This is a genomic window from Lysinibacillus sp. Y5S-8 (assembly GCF_036894365.1).
GTDB lineage: Bacteria > Bacillota > Bacilli > Bacillales_A > Planococcaceae > Lysinibacillus > Lysinibacillus fusiformis_D.
In genome coordinates, this window is record NZ_CP145889.1 from 1,700,401 (window position 1) to 1,717,451 (window position 17,051).

Annotated in this window: 16 protein-coding genes, 1 other RNA gene and 1 pseudogene; 14 read left to right on the plus strand and 4 right to left on the minus strand. The window is 39.1% G+C overall.

The genetic code is table 11. The features are described from left to right. The first annotated feature begins 15 nt into the window (after positions 1–15). The 4 genes from asnS to V6670_RS07990 all read left to right on the plus strand — a co-directional run bounded on the left by asnS (position 16) and on the right by V6670_RS07990 (position 3,106). Positions 16–1,311: an asparagine--tRNA ligase gene (asnS, locus tag V6670_RS07975; RefSeq protein ID WP_338653499.1), complete on the plus strand. Its 1,296-nt coding sequence runs from the start codon at positions 16–18 to the stop codon at positions 1,309–1,311. 76 nt (positions 1,312–1,387) lie between these two features. Beyond that, positions 1,388–2,119: a DnaD domain-containing protein gene (locus tag V6670_RS07980; RefSeq protein WP_036118461.1), complete on the plus strand. Its 732-nt coding sequence runs from the start codon at positions 1,388–1,390 to the stop codon at positions 2,117–2,119. A 13-nt stretch (positions 2,120–2,132) separates the two neighbouring features. After that, positions 2,133–2,795, plus strand: a complete 663-nt coding sequence (nth, locus tag V6670_RS07985; protein WP_036118459.1) for an endonuclease III — start codon at positions 2,133–2,135, stop codon at positions 2,793–2,795. After that, positions 2,792–3,106: a YpoC family protein gene (locus V6670_RS07990; protein ID WP_036118455.1), complete on the plus strand. Its 315-nt coding sequence runs from the start codon at positions 2,792–2,794 to the stop codon at positions 3,104–3,106. Before nth ends, V6670_RS07990 begins: the two co-directional genes overlap by 4 nt. Before the next feature lie 291 nt (positions 3,107–3,397). Here the strand turns inward: V6670_RS07990 and V6670_RS07995 are convergent, their stop codons facing one another. Further along, positions 3,398–6,046 (minus strand): PBP1A family penicillin-binding protein, encoded by a 2,649-nt coding sequence (locus tag V6670_RS07995; RefSeq protein ID WP_338653505.1) that lies wholly within the window; start codon positions 6,044–6,046, stop codon positions 3,398–3,400. Between the two features lie 2 nt (positions 6,047–6,048). After that, positions 6,049–6,693, minus strand: a complete 645-nt coding sequence (recU, locus tag V6670_RS08000) for a Holliday junction resolvase RecU (protein WP_058845086.1) — start codon at positions 6,691–6,693, stop codon at positions 6,049–6,051. A 378-nt stretch (positions 6,694–7,071) separates the two neighbouring features. Between recU and V6670_RS08005 the strand changes: the two genes are divergently transcribed. The 4 genes from V6670_RS08005 (at position 7,072) to V6670_RS08020 (ending at position 10,404) form a co-directional block, all read left to right on the plus strand. Continuing rightward, the gene (locus tag V6670_RS08005) at positions 7,072–7,266 is read left to right on the plus strand and encodes a hypothetical protein (RefSeq protein WP_036118439.1); all 195 of its coding nucleotides are present in this window, start codon (positions 7,072–7,074) and stop codon (positions 7,264–7,266) included. A 211-nt stretch (positions 7,267–7,477) separates the two neighbouring features. Beyond that, positions 7,478–7,861, plus strand: coding sequence for a YppE family protein (locus V6670_RS08010; protein ID WP_141904135.1), 384 nt, complete (start codon positions 7,478–7,480; stop codon positions 7,859–7,861). Beyond that, complete coding sequence (locus V6670_RS08015) at positions 7,836–10,109, plus strand: DEAD/DEAH box helicase (RefSeq protein WP_338653510.1); 2,274 nt, start codon at positions 7,836–7,838, stop codon at positions 10,107–10,109. The genes V6670_RS08010 and V6670_RS08015 overlap by 26 nt, the downstream gene beginning before the upstream one ends. A gap of 139 nt (positions 10,110–10,248) precedes the next feature. Further along, positions 10,249–10,404 (plus strand): hypothetical protein, encoded by a 156-nt coding sequence (locus V6670_RS08020; RefSeq protein ID WP_186436138.1) that lies wholly within the window; start codon positions 10,249–10,251, stop codon positions 10,402–10,404. Positions 10,405–10,523: 119 nt separating this feature from the next. Here V6670_RS08020 and V6670_RS08025 read toward each other — a convergent pair whose 3' ends face one another. After that, entirely contained in the window at positions 10,524–10,856 is a 333-nt protein-coding gene (locus tag V6670_RS08025) for a hypothetical protein (protein WP_338653512.1), read from the minus strand. A 155-nt stretch (positions 10,857–11,011) separates the two neighbouring features. Next, complete coding sequence (locus tag V6670_RS08030) at positions 11,012–11,158, minus strand: hypothetical protein (protein WP_186436139.1); 147 nt, start codon at positions 11,156–11,158, stop codon at positions 11,012–11,014. A 177-nt stretch (positions 11,159–11,335) separates the two neighbouring features. On the opposite strand from V6670_RS08030, the pseudogene V6670_RS08035 reads away from it, so the two are divergent. The 6 genes and pseudogenes from V6670_RS08035 to V6670_RS08060 all read left to right on the plus strand — a co-directional run. After that, positions 11,336–11,425 (plus strand): annotated as a pseudogene (locus tag V6670_RS08035) (recombinase family protein); the annotation flags it as partial. A 183-nt stretch (positions 11,426–11,608) separates the two neighbouring features. After that, on the plus strand, positions 11,609–12,859 hold the full coding sequence (locus tag V6670_RS08040) for a ribonuclease H-like domain-containing protein (RefSeq protein WP_338653516.1): 1,251 nt from the start codon (positions 11,609–11,611) through the stop codon (positions 12,857–12,859). A gap of 121 nt (positions 12,860–12,980) precedes the next feature. Continuing rightward, positions 12,981–13,277, plus strand: coding sequence for a cell division regulator GpsB (gene gpsB / locus V6670_RS08045; RefSeq protein WP_036118417.1), 297 nt, complete (start codon positions 12,981–12,983; stop codon positions 13,275–13,277). A 60-nt stretch (positions 13,278–13,337) separates the two neighbouring features. Next, an RNA gene (gene rnpB, locus V6670_RS08050) (RNase P RNA component class B) lies at positions 13,338–13,717 on the plus strand. Positions 13,718–14,121: 404 nt separating this feature from the next. Further along, the gene (locus V6670_RS08055) at positions 14,122–15,867 is read left to right on the plus strand and encodes a GGDEF domain-containing phosphodiesterase (protein WP_036118414.1); all 1,746 of its coding nucleotides are present in this window, start codon (positions 14,122–14,124) and stop codon (positions 15,865–15,867) included. 3 nt (positions 15,868–15,870) lie between these two features. Continuing rightward, positions 15,871–17,007, plus strand: a complete 1,137-nt coding sequence (locus V6670_RS08060) for a class I SAM-dependent RNA methyltransferase (RefSeq protein WP_141904138.1) — start codon at positions 15,871–15,873, stop codon at positions 17,005–17,007. Positions 17,008–17,051 lie beyond the last annotated feature (44 nt).

Consider the following 17,051-nt stretch of genomic DNA (forward strand, 5'->3'; position numbering starts at 1 on the left):
CTTTGGAGGATTTCTATGAAAAAAATTATGATTAAAGATATGCCACAGCATATCGGTGAAACAGTCAAAATTGGCGTTTGGTTAGCTAACAAACGTTCAAGTGGAAAAATCGCGTTCTTACAGCTACGTGATGGTTCTGGCTTTGTACAGGGCGTTGTCGTGAAAGAAGAAGTAGGCGAAGAAATCTTTGCTACGGCAAAAGGAATGACGCAAGAAACGTCTATGTACGTTACGGGCGAAGTGAAAGCTGACGAACGCTCAAGCTTTGGCTGTGAGCTTGCTGTAACAGGTATTGAGGTACTACATGCAGCAACAGATTTCCCAATTACACCAAAAGAACATGGTCCTGAATTTTTAATGGATAACCGTCATTTATGGCTACGCTCTCGTAAACAGCATGCCATTATGAAAATCCGTAACGAAATTATTCGTGCCACATACGAATTTTTCAACAGTAATGGTTTTACAAAAATGGACCCACCAATTTTAACAGGATCTGCACCTGAAGGTACTTCAGAGCTATTCCATACAAAATATTTTGATGAAGATGCTTATCTATCTCAATCTGGTCAGCTTTACATGGAAGCGGCTGCAATGGCGTTAGGAAAAGTATTCTCATTCGGTCCAACTTTCCGGGCTGAAAAATCTAAAACACGTCGTCACCTAATCGAGTTTTGGATGATTGAGCCTGAGATGGCATTTGTAGAATTTGAAGAAAACTTAGAAGTACAAGAGCAATATGTAGCGCACATCGTACAATCCGTACTGGCAAACTGCAAATTAGAATTAGAGCGACTTGGCCGTGATACATCGACACTTGAAAACATCAAAGCGCCATTCCCTCGTATTTCATATGATGATGCGATCAAACTTTTACATGAACAAGGCTTCGACGATATCGAATGGGGCGATGATTTTGGTGCGCCACATGAAACAGCTATTGCGAATTCATTTGACAAACCAGTATTTATTACTTGTTACCCAGTAGGCATTAAACCATTCTATATGCAACCACATCCAGAGCGTGATGATGTTGTCTTATGTGCTGATTTAATCGCACCAGAGGGTTACGGTGAAATTATTGGTGGTTCTGAGCGTATTCATGACTATGAATTATTAAAATCACGTTTGGAAGAGCATAATCTATCATTAGATGCTTATGCATGGTATTTAGAGCTTCGCAAACATGGTTCTGTCCCACATTCAGGCTTTGGTCTTGGATTAGAGCGAACTGTAGCATGGATTTCTGGCACAGAGCATATCCGTGAAACGATTCCATTCCCACGTTTACTGAACCGCTTATATCCATAAGCTAATCAATTTAAAAGTCGCGTAGTGAAATATCTACGCGGCTTTTCTACTTACTAAAGAAGGAGTCTGGAGAAACATGAACGTAAATAATCATCGACTCCGTACATGGACTGAGCAGAGAATGATTCCCATTCCTCAGCTTTTTTTTCAGTTTTATAAGGAGTTAAATATGGAGGATGAAGAGGCACTCATTGTTATGCACTTATTAGCCTTTCATATGGAAGGAAATGATTTCCCAACACCTAATGATCTCAAAAATCGCCTCACAATGTCTGACCATGACATCACATCACGTTTACAACGCTTAATGCAAAAAGGTTTTCTTGAAATTTCACGCGATGTTGATGCGGGAGGCAAGCTATATGAAAAATATTCCGTGTACCCACTATGGGAGCGCATTGTGCAGATGATGGATATGAAAGAGCAGCAAAAAACGGCAGTGACACTTCGACAAGAAGAAGGCGAGCTATTCCGTCTATTTGAAGAGGAAATGGGGCGTCTTTTATCTCCTTTAGAGCTTGAAAAAATAGGATGTTGGCTTGATGAGGACAAGCATAGTCCAGCGCTCATTAAGGAAGCACTAAAGGAGGCTGTCTTTGCGGGGAAACTGAGTATTCGTTATATTGATCGCATTTTATTAGAGTGGAAAAAGAAAAATATTACGACACCACAAGCCGCACAAAAGCAAAGCGAGCAGTTCCGTGAGAAACAGACATTTAACAGAGCACCAGCGCGGACAGCTCAACAAGAAACAACGCAACCAACGAATAAAGTACCATTTTATAATTGGTTAGAGGAAAGAGAATAGGGGGGCATCTGGTTTGTTAACAAAAAAACAGTGGGAGCATTGTCTGGAAGAGATGGATCGAATGTTTCCCGATGCACATTGTGAGCTCGTGCATGACAATGCCTTTGAGCTGACGATTGCGACATTATTATCCGCACAATGCACAGATGTACTAGTCAATAAAGTAACGAAAACATTATTTCAAAAATATAAAACGCCAGAAGATTATTTAGCGGTATCCTTAGAGGAATTACAGCAGGATATTCGTTCTATCGGTCTTTATCGTAATAAGGCAAAGAATATTCAGGCATTATGTCAACGATTGCTCACTGAGTATGGTGGTGAAATACCTGCAACACGTGAAGCACTTGTGACATTACCGGGCGTAGGGCGAAAAACAGCCAATGTCGTGCTTTCCGTTGCCTTTGATATTCCAGCACTTGCAGTAGATACGCATGTGGAGCGAGTTTCAAAACGGCTAGGGCTCTGTCGATGGAAAGATTCGGTGCTTGAAGTAGAAGAAACGATTATGAAAAAAACACCTATGGACAAATGGTCGAAAACACATCACCAGTTAATTTTCTTTGGACGTTATCATTGCAAGGCACAAAATCCTGGGTGTCATGCCTGCCCTTTACTCGCTGATTGTCGTGAAGGTCAAAAACGCTTAAAGAAAGGCTTGGTGAAGGAAGCGTGAACAATGAGGCTATCGCAAAAGATAAAGTAGATGCATGGTTTGCTCAATGGTCAACCTTGCAAGCAGCGATCCATACAGCCCACGATGCGAGAAACGGTACAGCTAAAGGGCTAATGGAACAAGCCATCGAGCTATTTGAACAACTTGTACAGGCAGCAGGCGATGAGGTGCTACCGATCAATGGTGTTGAAAGACTTTCCTTTATTAAAGCCAAGCCAGGCCAATATGCATGCTACCGTCAGCTAGATGAATTATTCAAAGAAACCAAAAAGCGCACAGCTCGATTGCGAATTCAAGCTAGCAAAAGCTAGGAGTCGATAGAGCACCAAGATGCGGATAAAGTGCAAGAAGTGGTGGATAGAAAGCCAAAAGTAACGGATAGAATGAGCAAAGTGATGGATAGAGAGAGTAGAGTGATGGATAGAGTGCCAAGTAGCGTATAAAGAGCAAGAAGTGATGGATAAAATGCCAAAAGTAGCGGATAGAATGAGCAAAGTGATTGATAGAGTGCCAGAATTGATCGATAGAGCACTAAAGTGCAACAAAGTGTTAAGAACTAATTTAAAAGCCGAGAAGCAAATTGCTGCTTCTCGGCTTTGTGTTTATTCTGAGCTTTGGTCTTCTTCTATTGGGTTGGTTGGTTCGGTAGGAGGGGTTGGCTGTTGATTGCCATCATTGTTACCACTGTTGCTACCGTTACCGTTATTACCTTGCCCATTGCCATTATTATTGTTGTTATTGCCATTGTCGTCATTACCGTTGTCATTGTCTTCTTGACCAGGATCTGTTGGTAAATCGATTTCTGGCTCATCTGGGTCTTCTGTTTCTAAATCTTCCTCAGGCGTACTTGTGATTTGGAAGGTAGTTGTGCCAGGTTCACTGCGTGTGCCATCTACAATGGCTACGACAGAGATTGTGTAATTACCATCTTCAAGCCTGTTGCCAACAGTTAAGCCTTTGCTGTCTGTTGTACCAAGCGTTATTGATTCTCCGCCATCACGTTTGGCAGTTACTTCAAATGAAGTTGGTAATGGTTCATCTGTTTTTGGATCTAGGATCGCATCATGTTCCCAAGAGATATTAATAGACTGTGCTCCTAAATCTAGGCTTGCTGATACATTGTAAGGTGTAGATAATTCTGGAGCCTCGTACACACTCGACACCTCTGTTGGTTCAGTACCACGAACGAATAGTTCTGTTTGACGTAGTTCGCTAGGTGTATAATCACTTGCTAATTTAAGTGGTTTAGAGCCAACTTCAATCGTTGCTTCTACAACGGTATTTGGCTTTTTAAAGCTTGTATTTTCAACATTTGATGAGATATCTTGCATAATTGATTTAAATAAATTTTGTGGTAATCGACGTTCTTCCCACGTTGTAATTGGATCAAAGTGTTTTTCATAACCACTCCAGATAGCAATGGAGTAGTTTGTTGTGTAACCAGCAAACCATGAGTCTGGTACACTTGTATTTGGTAAATTATATTTGCTAAAATCTTCTGCTGAGTAGTTGGTTGTACCTGTTTTACCTGCGATATCTAAGCCAGGTACATTGGCAGCAGTACCGGATGCGTCTGGTTTATTGCCAACGACATCACGTAGCATATCTGTCACCATATAAGCTGTGTAATCGCTCATAGCCACTTTAGGCTCAGGTGTGTAATTTTTAGATGTTTTACCATCACGGTAGACGATTTTTGTAATGGCATGTGGATCTGTATAGACCCCGTTATTGCCGAAAGCAGCATAGGAAGCAGCCATTTGAATAGGGGAGATTGTAATGGCGCCTCCACCAATCGCATCTGACTCATATAGATTTTCCGTTTCAATTCCTAAACGCCCTACAAATTCTTTTGCTTTGTCAGTACCAACCTCTTGTAATGCTTTGACAGCTGGTACGTTACGTGATGCATATAACGCTTTACGTGCCGTCATGGCCCCCATATATCTGCCATCCCAGTTCGTGATTGTTTGTTTTGAATTTGTATAGTTCATTGGTTCATCGACAAGTGTTTGACCTGTAGACCATTTTAAATATTCAATTGCTGGACCGTAGTCAACTAATGGTTTCATTGTGGAACCAGGTTGATTTTTTGTTAGGTCATCTGCATAGTTGAAACCACGCTCAGCACCGTAATGACGACCACCACCAACGGCTTGAATGGCACCAGTCTTTGTATCGATGACAGCTACACCTGACTGAATTTCTTCAGTAGGGAAATTACTGTCGTCGTTCATTACGTTTTCTACAACTTGTTGGGCATTCGGATCAAGTGTTGTATAAACTTTAATTCCTTCTGCCATCGCTGTTCCATCACCATTATTTTCTAATTCATTAATCACAATATCGAGGAAGGCATCATATTTCGAACCTGCAAATGATTGACGTGTTGCATCATCCGCTAGACCTGATTGGACTTCCATTTGTTTTGCTTCTTCCATCTCAGCTTTTGTAATTTTTCCATGTTGATGCATTAAGCCTAAAACCGTATTACGACGTTTTTTCGCAAGCTCAGGGTTTTTTAATGGATTATAAGCATTTGGTCGTTGTACTAATCCTGCTAATAATGCTTCTTCATCTAATGTTAAATCTTTTAATTCTTTACCATAGAAATATTGTGCTGCTGTTCCGAACCCGTAAATACGACCCGACATGAGCATTTTATTGAAGTACATTTCAAAAATCTCTTCTTTTGAATACTTACGTTCTAGTTGGAAGGCTAGCCAAGCTTCTTGTGCCTTACGCTTTAGTTTTTTCTCGTTTTGTAAAAATGAGTTTTTGACAACTTGCTGTGTCAGGGTAGACGCACCTTGTGCACCAAAGCCATCACGGAAGTTTGCCAAGATAGCACCGCCTAGACGATAAAAGTCCATGCCGTGATGCTCAAAAAAGCGCACATCTTCCGTTGCGAGAATAGCATTGACCATATCTTCAGGTATATCTTCATACTTTATATATTTACGGTTTTCAGCACCGATTGTAGCAAATAGTTCACCGTTTTTATCGTAGAACTCTGAAGAAACAGGGTCCTTTAATAATTCTTCATCAAGCTCTGGAGCTGTGCTTGCATAGTAGGCAAACAATCCAGCACCTCCAATGAAGCCCGCCACACCAATTGCTAAGAGTGTTAAGAAAATACGTTTAAACCACGTTTTAGCAGGTGAAGCTGCTGTTGTTTTTTTCTTACCTTTTTTATTTTTTTCAGCGAGAGCTTTTTGGTGCTCTCCACGTGTTCGACGACGTTCAGTCATTCTTATTTCTCCTCACTTTCAGACCTGAAGCATGTTGCATCGATCCATTGTTGGATAATGGGTAAATAATCGATACGTGGATAATAACTTGTAGGAATTTCATATGCCTCTTCTTCAATCGTTGAAAAGGGTATCGATTTACGATCGCCATTCTCCATTGCTTGCCAGGCCTTTTGTAAAACTTCGTAGGGCACAATAAAATATCGTTCAAAGGCAGAAAAGCGAACGATAATAAAAGCCATACCATTTTGTTCCGTCACTTGCTGCATATGGATCATTTGATGCTCATGAATATTTTTTAAGGGGAAGCTCGTTTTGGAAGCCGTTTCCTTTGCATCAAAATCTATATAATGCCCATTCCAAACACCATTGTAGTCGGTTGTAGAGGGTGTTCGAAAATATGCTTCACGAATAACAGCAGCACTTCGTGAAGGGTACTCTACTTTGACGATTTGCACAGGAACAGGTTTCTTATGAATGATAGCAAGTCGCCTTTTTATATAATAGTCGTTTGCTTCATTAATTTCATCTTCTAGAGTCTTGCCACGATTACTAAAAGACAAATCTTTGCTATTCCTTTTTTTTTCTGTTTTCTGTACAGACACATTCGGCGTATACAATTTTCCGTTTGGATAACGAATTGTCATTCAACTCACCCTTTATCATACTGCTTTTCTATACACTAGTTTACCATGTTTTAGCGGCTATTCTCTACCTCCATCAGTCATGTTATTGCTAATAGAATCGTAGAGAACAGATGGTAAGTAGAAACAAATTACGTCGAAAAATCTCTAGCTTCTATTTTACTCGAATCGTCAAAATAACTGATTAATTTTAGTCATGAATTGGCTGAAAATATGTCCCTTTCAGACCTTTCATAGAAGACGTTTTTTTAGGTTGAAGGTTCATTTTTAAAAATTTATCGAAAATCTTCTTCTTTCAGCTAACTTACGCTTATTTTGTCACGCTTGAAGGTAATTCTATACATACGAGGAATACTAAAGTAAAGCAAAGGAGGCGTTATATTGAACAAGTTAGAACAATTAGTTGCGCAGTTAGATCTGGTCAATCAATTACTTTTCACGAGAGTGTCCCTGGAAAACAATGCACATAGTTTGCACTTTTTTATGCAGCTTCAAGCGGTTAGCCAGAAAGTAAGCTTAGCAGAAAAGAACTGGCAAGTAAAGAATGCTTGTTCGCCTATTAGTAGTGAAAAATGATAGACTTTGGTACACTTATCTCATAAGCAATTGAACTAACACAATAGCATTAAAATTGATACATTATTTACCATAAAATAGCGGTGAATAAAGATCAAGAGCAGTGATATTTCCATAGTTGCTTTGTTGGACAAAATATACTCACCATGTATATGCAGTGACTACGAAATATATTTGCTTATGCGTAATTGATGAGAGATGAGGTGCAAAATTGTTAGTGATTCAGCAAACATCCCAATTAATAGATGAATGTGAACAATGTGTTTTACGGTTCTGGCAAATGCGTGAGGAAGATCGGACACCTGATTTTTTCCAAGAGGTGAAACCACACGCTGATGAAATTCATCAACTATTGAAGGAATGGCAGCAAGAGGCCAATACATGGATTCAAAAAAATAAACCGAAATATATGCATACGCAGCAAATTGCTTCAGTGGTAGAATCGATGGAGCAATTTGTTGTGCAATCTTTTTATAAAGAAACTAGTAAAAAACGTTTTTTAGATGCGACCCATTCTACCTCCTATACTTTAAAAACCTTTGAACGATTAATAAAGGAGGAGGAAACGAATGCTATCGAAGAAACGAACGATTAGTGAGCTTTTACAGGAATGGAGATACGATGAAGAATTAAAAGAGCGTATTTTACATTGGCAAACACTAGAAAGTCGACCAGCCAGATATGCACCTTTCCCAGGAAATTTACACCCATCCCTAGTGAAAGCACTACAGGCAAGGGGTATCGAGCAACTATATACACACCAGCGAGAAGCCTTTGATTTGGCGCAGGATGGTACATCTTTTACAGCGGTTACGCCAACTGCTTCGGGTAAATCCTATTGCTATCACCTACCAGTGCTGCAAAAAATAATAGAAGATAAAAATGCGCGGGCCATTTATTTATTTCCAACAAAGGCATTAGCACAGGATCAAAAAAATGATTTAAATGAACTCATTGAGCAAAGTGGTGAGGAAATTTTAAGTTATACGTATGATGGAGATACGGCGCCAGGCATTCGCCAAAAGGTTCGAAAGGCAGGGCATATCGTTATGACGAACCCCGATATGCTGCATTCCGGAATTTTGCCACATCATACTAAATGGGTCTCACTCTTTGAAAATTTGCAGTATATCGTTATTGATGAATTGCATACATATAAAGGTGTATTTGGTTCGCATGTTGCCCATGTTATTCGAAGACTAAAGCGTATTTGTGAGTTTTATGGTAGTAAGCCGGTGTTTATTTGTACATCAGCTACCATTAAAAACCCGAAAGAACTTGCTGAGCTTCTGACGAATGAATCACATGCACTAATTGCCGATTCAGGTGCACCTGTTGGCAAAAAAACCTTCCTTTTTTATAATCCACCAATTATTCATAAAACATTTGGGGTGCGTAGAAGTGCCGTGTTAGAGGTTAGTGATTTAGCCAAAAGGTTGTACATAGCTGGCATTCAATCCATCATTTTTGCCAAAAGTCGAGTACGAGTCGAGATGATTGTCACGTACTTAAAGGAGCTCACTCGCAATAAGCTACTCGATGAATCTGTTCGTGGCTATCGAGGTGGATACTTGCCCTCTGAGCGACGTGTCATCGAAAAAGGCTTGCGTGAGGGTACGATACAAACCGTGGTTAGCACCAACGCATTAGAACTAGGTGTTGATATCGGTCAATTACAAGCTTGTATTATGACAGGTTACCCGGGAAATATTGCGAGTGCTTGGCAGCAAGCAGGACGTGCGGGAAGACGTCAGGATGAGGCATTGATTATATATGTTGCACAATCTTCTGCATTAGATCAGTATGTGGTCAATCATCCTTTGTTTTTGCTTGGTAGTACGCCAGAGGAAGCGCGTATCTATCCAGAAAATATGTTGATTTTAATGGATCATTTGAAATGTGCTGCCTTCGAGCTACCCTTTTCAACAGGCGATTCGTATGGAGAATATGACATACAGGAATTGTTGGATTACTTGGCGGAGGAAGGGGTTGTCTTTAAGACGAGTGACAAATGGCATTGGATGAGTGATCGTTTCCCTGCGCATGATATTAGCCTGCGCTCTGCGTCACAGGAAAATGTGGTCATAATTGATCTGTCCGTCCCTGCACAGACAAAGGTGATTGGAGAAATGGATCGTCATAGTGCCATGACCCTTTTACATGAAGAAGCCATTTACCTACACCAAGGTATTCAATTTCAAGTGGAGAAGCTCGACTGGGAAGAAAAGAAAGCCTTTGTACGTGAAGTAGATGTGGATTACTATACAGATGCCAATCTAGCAGTTGAAATGAAAGTGCTAGAGGAGGATCGTAGCCGTCCTTATGGGAGTGGTACGATTAGCTTTGGCGATGTTGGCTTAGTCGCACAAGCAACGATTTTTAAGAAAATCCGCTTCGGCACACATGACAATATCGGTTCAGGCCCTATCCATCTTCCCCCAGATGAAATGCATACAAGTGCTTCGTGGCTTTCGTTCAAAGCACCAGAAAAATGGACGGAGGAAGAGCTAACAGATGCGATGACTGGGGTAGCCTATGCGATGAATGCGTTCATTCCTTTATTTATCCAATGTGATAGCAGTGATGTAGCAGTAGTACCACAGGTGAAGGCGACACATAACGAGCAGCCAACTTTTTTTGTTTATGATAAGTATCCTGGTGGCATCGGCTTAAGTGAAAAGGTCTATGATTTGTGGGAAGAGCTGATAACCAAAACATATCAGCATGTCACAAATTGTGTATGTGAGTCAGGCTGCCCTTCTTGTATTGGTGCACAGGATTCTATATTTAATGCAAAAAGTAAAGTCATTAAATTGCTTCACATATTAAACTATCCTGATTAGTAAAGAGGAAAGGGGGCTGTAGATTAAATCTTCAACCCCTCTTCTTTGATTAATTTATAAATCATTTTACGGTTAATATGAGTTAATTCCTCTAATTTTCGTCCACTTGCTGAAACGTGTCTATGAAAAGAATAGTTTGATGCAAGTTGAACAAGAGTTAGAAGGTATGTACGAATTGGCGTTTGTAGAAACAGTCTTCAGAGAAAGAAAGCAAGATGCGAAGTTCGACCAATTCCAAGCATTTGCACACAATACATTGTCAACACGATTAAGATCGAGTAGTATACTGTACTAAGTTTTGGTAATTGCAGGGTGGAAGTATTCAATAATATTAATGGTTTACAGAACAACTGAAAAAAGCATTAACAAGAAAGGAAAAATCCTTATAGTTAATGCCTTTTATTTTTACTTAGCTTAAATAGATCTATTATAAGCATTCATTGTCGAAGTATATTGGAATATTTTAGGGTTGACTAGTCCCTCACGTAAATCCATCATCCCTAATTGTCCCATTCTATTCAGTAAAGGAATCAACCAACTACCACTTGGAGCACCTTGTAACACTTTAATTTGATCGGATGATAACTTTGAAACTTTACTAGTATCAATCGGTTCTTTTGCATTTTCTATTGTTTCTTGAAAAGCTTTCAAATCAGTTTTATACATATTCTCGCCAACTTGTTCAGTAAAACCTTTATATCCGTAAGCTCCTCGAAGGATAGTTAACCTTATACTCATATCTTCCATAGAAACCATTTTTAAATACACCTCTCTTCAAAGTATTCCTAAATTATAAATGTGGAATATGTATAGTTCTTTCAATGATATTCCAAGGGGAATTTTGTGAAGTAAATCTAAACTTATATAATGCAGAAGTTTCACTTGAGATTTTTAAGTCTGAATTAAAAGTGACTGGGATGTTTTGTTTTTAAATTTTTAATGAATGGATCTACTTCAATCCTATCTTTTTCTATCTCTGAAGCTTCAGCTGTATTTAGCCCTAACAATCCACTAGTTATAATTCCAACAGCTAGTAAATATTTCTTCATATACAGCTTCTCCTTTTACATTATAATTATCGTATAAAAAATATAATATTTAACACTATTTAACAAAATAGATAATGGTTTATTAAATAACTTTATTATCACTTCAAAAAATGTTCGTTTTAAGTAGACTTTAGTTGAGCGAAAAGAAATGTAGTAAATTAATGGAGTCGATACATAATGCTTTTTGGTTATGCGAGGGTTAATTCTATTGATCAAAATTTAGATTGCCAACAAAAGGAGCTTGAACCTTTTGGATGTGAAAAAATATTAATTTGAAATAAATTTTGATAAAAATCATCTCTTTTTTAGTGAACCGCGAGTATTAAGCCATGAATCACAAATAAGCTTCCTACTTAAGTAGTTGCAGCAAAGAATACTTTGAATGAGTCTAATAATCATGGTAATCTTGCAAGAGAGTCTTATACTATAAGCAGAAAATGAGTGAAATGCATGTCTTACGAAAATAAAATACTACAAATGAAAAAAATGCTTGGTAAAAAACCAACGGCAGCTCAACAAAAGGTAGAAGAACTAGCTTATCAAAAGCCAGCTAAGCCGAGCTATACCGAGCGCTGGGAAAAGGCGGGGCTTACGGTTGTAGAAAATGATTTTGGGATTGTGTTTAAGCGCCATGTGCAGTACCCGTTTTCTTATCAGCATGGTCATTATCAGCTACAGTCATTCTTTGATGCCTTGAAAAAATGGCAGGGTGCCGAGTTTGACCATCCTTATGCACTTGATTTACAGGAGCCTGTATTATTTTTTGATACGGAAACGACGGGCTTAAAAGGTGTTGGTACGCATATTTTTTTGCTTGGGTTTTTAGAGGTAGACGAAGAATGTTTTAAATTGACTCAATATATTCTTGCAGATCCTGCACATGAGGTAGCTTTCTTGTTTGAATCAAAGCTTTGGCAAAAATCAGCGACTGTGATTACCTACAATGGGAAAAGCTTTGATTGGCCGCAACTTGAAACGAGATGGACGCTCCATCAAAAAACATTACCAAAATTACGAGCGCAGCGACAGATTGATTTGTTGCATAGTTCGAAGCGTTTATGGAAAAATGATATGGAGCGCTTAAAATTAAAATCTGTGGAGGAAGAGAAACTTGGTTTTTCTCGTATAGGAGATATTCCAGGCCATCTTGCACCAATTATTTATTTAGATGCTGTGAAAAGTGGCATACCTGACGCCCTTATGAAGGTGCTGCTTCATAATGAGTGGGATTTACTGTCCCTCATCACACTTTATAGTCATTCGACGCAATTATTGTTTGAAGAGGACCATGAGGAATCAGCAAAAACCTTCACCAATATTGGGAAATGGTATGGCGATTTAAAAGAAAGCACACAAAGCGTAAGGGTTTTAGAAAAGGTGACAATGCAATTTGATGCACTAGAAGCGGGGAATGCTCAATATTATTTAGCGTTACAGCATAAAAAGGGAAAACGCTATAATGAAGCTATTGACTCATTTGTGGCCTCTCTCCATTTTGTTGAACCAAGAACAAAGTTACATGCCCTTGAGCAGTTAGCCATACTTTATGAGCATCAAATGAAAGACTATGACCAGGCCCTTTATTATACGCAAGAAGGCATACGTCTTATTCAAAATCATGAGCAATGGAGAATAGAACAAAAACAAAAATGGGAAATTTCGTGGGAAAAGCGATTACACAGATTAGGAAATAAGAAATAATTTCCTGGGGAAGTGCAAGAAACGACAAGTTTAGCCTTACAATTGGTGTTTTCAGACGATATAATGTGATGAAGTATGCTATAATGTATTCGTGTATGTAGTGTGAGGAAGGGCGATGTGAATGGACATTAAATTAACGTCAAAAATGATCCTTGAAAAGGAATTTAAAAAGAACTTTAAAGGCTACAATGTAGAAGAAGTAGATTCTTTTCTTGATGAAATTATTCAAGACTATGAAACGTTTGAAAAAGCGGTGGCCCAACTACGTGAAGAAAATAGACAGTTAAAAGAAGAAATTGATAGTACCCCAAAGAGACAACCAGTTGCATCAGCAGCTGCTGGTACAACTAATTTTGATATTTTAAAACGTCTTTCTAATTTGGAAAAGCATGTATTTGGCAGCAAGCTATACGAATAATTTTTATTAATTATATTGTATTTAACATAAAACTCTAGTATAATCTTTCGTATCATCATGAAATTCTGGTAATCGCTGCGGCGCTAGACGTCGTAGAGGAAAGTCCATGCTCACACGGTTCTGAGATGTCCGTAGTGTTCGTGCTTACTGAAAAAATAAGGTAAGGCAGCTGTTCAAGCTGACGGCGGAAGGAAAACCTAAGTCCTAGGATATGGTTGACACTTCCTGAAAGTGCCACAGTGACGAAGCTTGCTTGGAAACATGCAAGGTGGAACGAGGTAAACCCCACGAGTGAGAAACCCAAATTATGGTAGGGGCACTCTCTTGAAGGAATTGAACGGATAGAGGGACAGAGTATGCTCTGTAGATAGATGGTTACCACCTGATCGTACGAGGCGCAAGCTGTTTGAGTACTCAGGAACAAAACATGGCTTATGGAATTTTTTGATGCTTATCTACGAAATATCAAACGCTCTCCAATTCGGTGGAGAGCTTTTATTTTGAGTTCATGAGGAAAAAGTAACCTTGTTAATCAAGTCTTGGTATGCGCGATACGTTTGAAAATGGCGAATATATCGCTACCGCTTCTAAGTCATAACATCTGAAAACGGCTATCGCATCCACGTGATGTATTGCTCTTGATGGCATATTTTATCGGGTGTCCAAACACCCGTTGATCAAGATAAAGCCTCTGGCGAATGTCGCAGATTTTAGTAATTTACAGAACATGTAAGTTCGAAAATATCTGGACACAATTAGCTGAGGTGGAATGGATTACATACCGGTTAACCTGACATAAATGCCCTTTGAGGGGGAGTATAGAGAGATAGGATGGAGCGGAAACATGAACGGAGTAAACAATTGGGAAAGTATGGATAAACTAAAGCTGATTTCTAAATATCCGACTACCTTAATACTTAAAATCTTCGAAAATGTATCTGAAGGTATCATGATTACAGATGAATTCAAAAAGATAGTAATGGTCAATCCTGCCTTTGAATTTGTTACAGGCTATACACGTGATGAGGTGGTTGGAAAAACGCCAGCCGTATTACAATCAGGTGTACATGAATTGCCATTCTATTTAGAGATGTGGGAACAGATACGACAAGAAGGCATTTGGCAAGGTGAGATATGGAATCGTCGTAAAACTGGAGACGTATATCCTGAATGGTTAACAATTGTTTGTGTAACCAACGATGAGGGTGAGGTTACAAATTACTGTGGTATTTTCACAGATTTGTCTGAAAGAAAAATAGTAGAAAACGAATTAGAAAAGCGGTTGCTTACGGATTCATTAACAGATGTATCCAATCGTTTTGCCTATATTGAAAGAATGGATAATCTCTTAGAATCGACTTCTGCTATTTCTCATTCAGTGCAGCATGCGATCTATTTCTTAGATTTGGATCGATTTAAGCAAATTAATGATACATTAGGCCATGCTGTTGGAGATTTAATTTTGAAAGAAGTAGCAAATCGTCTAAAACAGCTACTAAAAAACAAAGACATTATTGCTAGATATGGTGGCGATGAATTCGTCATTACCTTAACCAATGTGAAAAATGTGAAAGAGGCTGCAAAATTTGCTGATCAAATCATTAGTTGTATCGAACAACCGATGATGATTAACGGTCAGGAAGTTTTTATGTCGACAAGTGTGGGTATTAGTGTTTATCCAGTAGATGGTAAAAACACAGAACAGCTCATCAATTGTGCAGATCGAGCAATGACCTATTCCAAAAAGAATGAATTAAACGGCTATTCCTTTTATTTTGATGAACTGCAAACAGACGCACAGCGCGTTTTATTGCTAGATTCAGAGCTAAGAAAAGCTATAGAAAACCGTGAATTTGAGCTGCATTTTCAGCCGAAGATTTCGATGGAAGATGAGCAAATTCAAGGCTTAGAGGCACTGGCTCGCTGGAATAGCGAGAGGTTAGGCTTTGTGTCACCTGCGGAATTTATTTCTTATGCGGAGGATACTGGTTTAATCATTCCGTTAAGTGAGCTTATTATTGAAAAAGCATGTGAGGCAGTTATTCAAATGCAGCAACAAGGTTGGAAAATACCTGTTGCCATTAATATATCGAGCATACACTTTAAACAGCAGAATTTTTTAGAATCGATACAAGCCATATTAGAGCGCTATAATATGCCAGCTAATAATTTTGAAATAGAAGTGACAGAGCGAACGGTGATGAACAGTGCGAACGAGACGGTTAGTAAATTGGTTCGTTTGAAACAATTAGGCTTTAAAATCTCGATCGACGATTTTGGGACAGGCTATTCATCCCTAAGCTATTTAGTTCGCTTCCCATTAGATTGTTTAAAAATTGATCGAAGCTTTATTCAGCATATTGGCTCACTCGATGAAAAACAGGCAGTTGTAGATGCGATTATTCAAATGTCCCATCGCCTAAAAATGAAAGTTGTTGCTGAGGGTGTAGAACAGGCACAACAAGTGGATATACTACGTAAAATGAACTGTGATATTATCCAGGGCTATTATTACAGCAAACCATTACCATTAAACGATCTCATTGAGTTTATGGAGTTTTGGGAAATTGAGCATCAAGGAAGGAAATAAGTTATGGCAAACTATCAATTAGTAGCTACGTCAGCAATGGGCTTAGAGTCTATTGTGGCCCAAGAAGTAAAAGCTCTTGGCTATGAAACAACTGTTGACAATGGCAAAGTATATTTTGAGGGCGATGAAACGGCTATCGCACGCACCAATTTATGGCTGCGTGTAGCGGATCGTGTCAAGATAGTCGTTGGACAATTCCCAGCAAAGTCTTTTGAGCAATTATTCGAAAGTGTCAAAGCATTACCATGGGAAAAATATTTACCTGTGGATGCGGCTTTTCCGGTTTCAGGGAAATCTGTAAAATCGAAATTATTTAGTGTACCGGATTGCCAAGCAATTACCAAAAAAGCAATCGTTGAACGAATGAAACAGCATTATAAACGACTTGGCTTTTTAGATGAATCGGGTGCGACTTACAAAATTGAGGTTTCGATTTTAAAAGATGTGGCGACACTGACTATTGATACATCTGGCGCCGGCTTACATAAGCGTGGCTATCGTCAGGCACAAGGGGAGGCACCGTTAAAGGAAACATTAGCGGCGGCACTTGTGCAAATTTCGAAGTGGAATCCAAATCGTCCGTTCGTTGACCCATTCTGTGGCTCTGGTACCATCACACTTGAAGCGGCGATGTTTGGACAAAATATTGCGCCAGGGTATAACCGTGAATTTATTTCTGAGGATTGGCCTTGGATGAAAGCGGCCATCTGGGATCAAGTCCGTGATGAAGCGGAAAGTTTAGCCAATTACGATCAGCCATTAGAAATTATTGGTTCTGATATTGACCATCGTATGGTCAGCATTGCACAAGAAAACGCAATAGAAGCGGGCTTTGGTGAGTTAATCACGTTTAAGCAAATGCAAGCACGCGATTTTACAACACAGTTAACGGATGGTGTCATGATTGGGAACCCACCATATGGAGAACGTATTGGTGATGTAGAAGTCGTGGAGCAGGTAATCCGTGATGTCGGGAAAGTCATGAAAAACTATCCATCTTGGTCTGTGTATATGCTATCCTCCATGAAAAATTTTGAAGAATTATATGGACGCCAAGCGACGAAGAAACGAAAATTATTTAATGGTTTTATTGAAACAAATTATTATCAGTTCTGGGGTCAAAAGTCTAAAAGAGATTAACGAATAGTAACGGAAGATAAGATTTTTTCTTATCTTCCGTTTCG

What these genes read in the sequence shown, in the direction of transcription:
- asnS (WP_338653499.1), top strand. Translation starts at nt 16, where the DNA reads ATGAAAAAAATTATGATTAAAGATATGCCACAGCATATCGGTGAAACA.
- V6670_RS07980 (WP_036118461.1), top strand. Translation starts at nt 1,388, where the DNA reads ATGAACGTAAATAATCATCGACTCCGTACATGGACTGAGCAGAGAATG.
- V6670_RS07995 (WP_338653505.1), bottom strand. Translation starts at nt 6,046, where the DNA reads ATGACTGAACGTCGTCGAACACGTGGAGAGCACCAAAAAGCTCTCGCT.
- recU (WP_058845086.1), bottom strand. Translation starts at nt 6,693, where the DNA reads ATGACAATTCGTTATCCAAACGGAAAATTGTATACGCCGAATGTGTCT.
- V6670_RS08015 (WP_338653510.1), top strand. Translation starts at nt 7,836, where the DNA reads ATGCTATCGAAGAAACGAACGATTAGTGAGCTTTTACAGGAATGGAGA.
- V6670_RS08020 (WP_186436138.1), top strand. Translation starts at nt 10,249, where the DNA reads ATGCAAGTTGAACAAGAGTTAGAAGGTATGTACGAATTGGCGTTTGTA.
- V6670_RS08025 (WP_338653512.1), bottom strand. Translation starts at nt 10,856, where the DNA reads ATGGAAGATATGAGTATAAGGTTAACTATCCTTCGAGGAGCTTACGGA.
- V6670_RS08030 (WP_186436139.1), bottom strand. Translation starts at nt 11,158, where the DNA reads ATGAAGAAATATTTACTAGCTGTTGGAATTATAACTAGTGGATTGTTA.
- V6670_RS08040 (WP_338653516.1), top strand. Translation starts at nt 11,609, where the DNA reads ATGTCTTACGAAAATAAAATACTACAAATGAAAAAAATGCTTGGTAAA.
- gpsB (WP_036118417.1), top strand. Translation starts at nt 12,981, where the DNA reads ATGGACATTAAATTAACGTCAAAAATGATCCTTGAAAAGGAATTTAAA.
- V6670_RS08055 (WP_036118414.1), top strand. Translation starts at nt 14,122, where the DNA reads ATGAACGGAGTAAACAATTGGGAAAGTATGGATAAACTAAAGCTGATT.
- V6670_RS08060 (WP_141904138.1), top strand. Translation starts at nt 15,871, where the DNA reads ATGGCAAACTATCAATTAGTAGCTACGTCAGCAATGGGCTTAGAGTCT.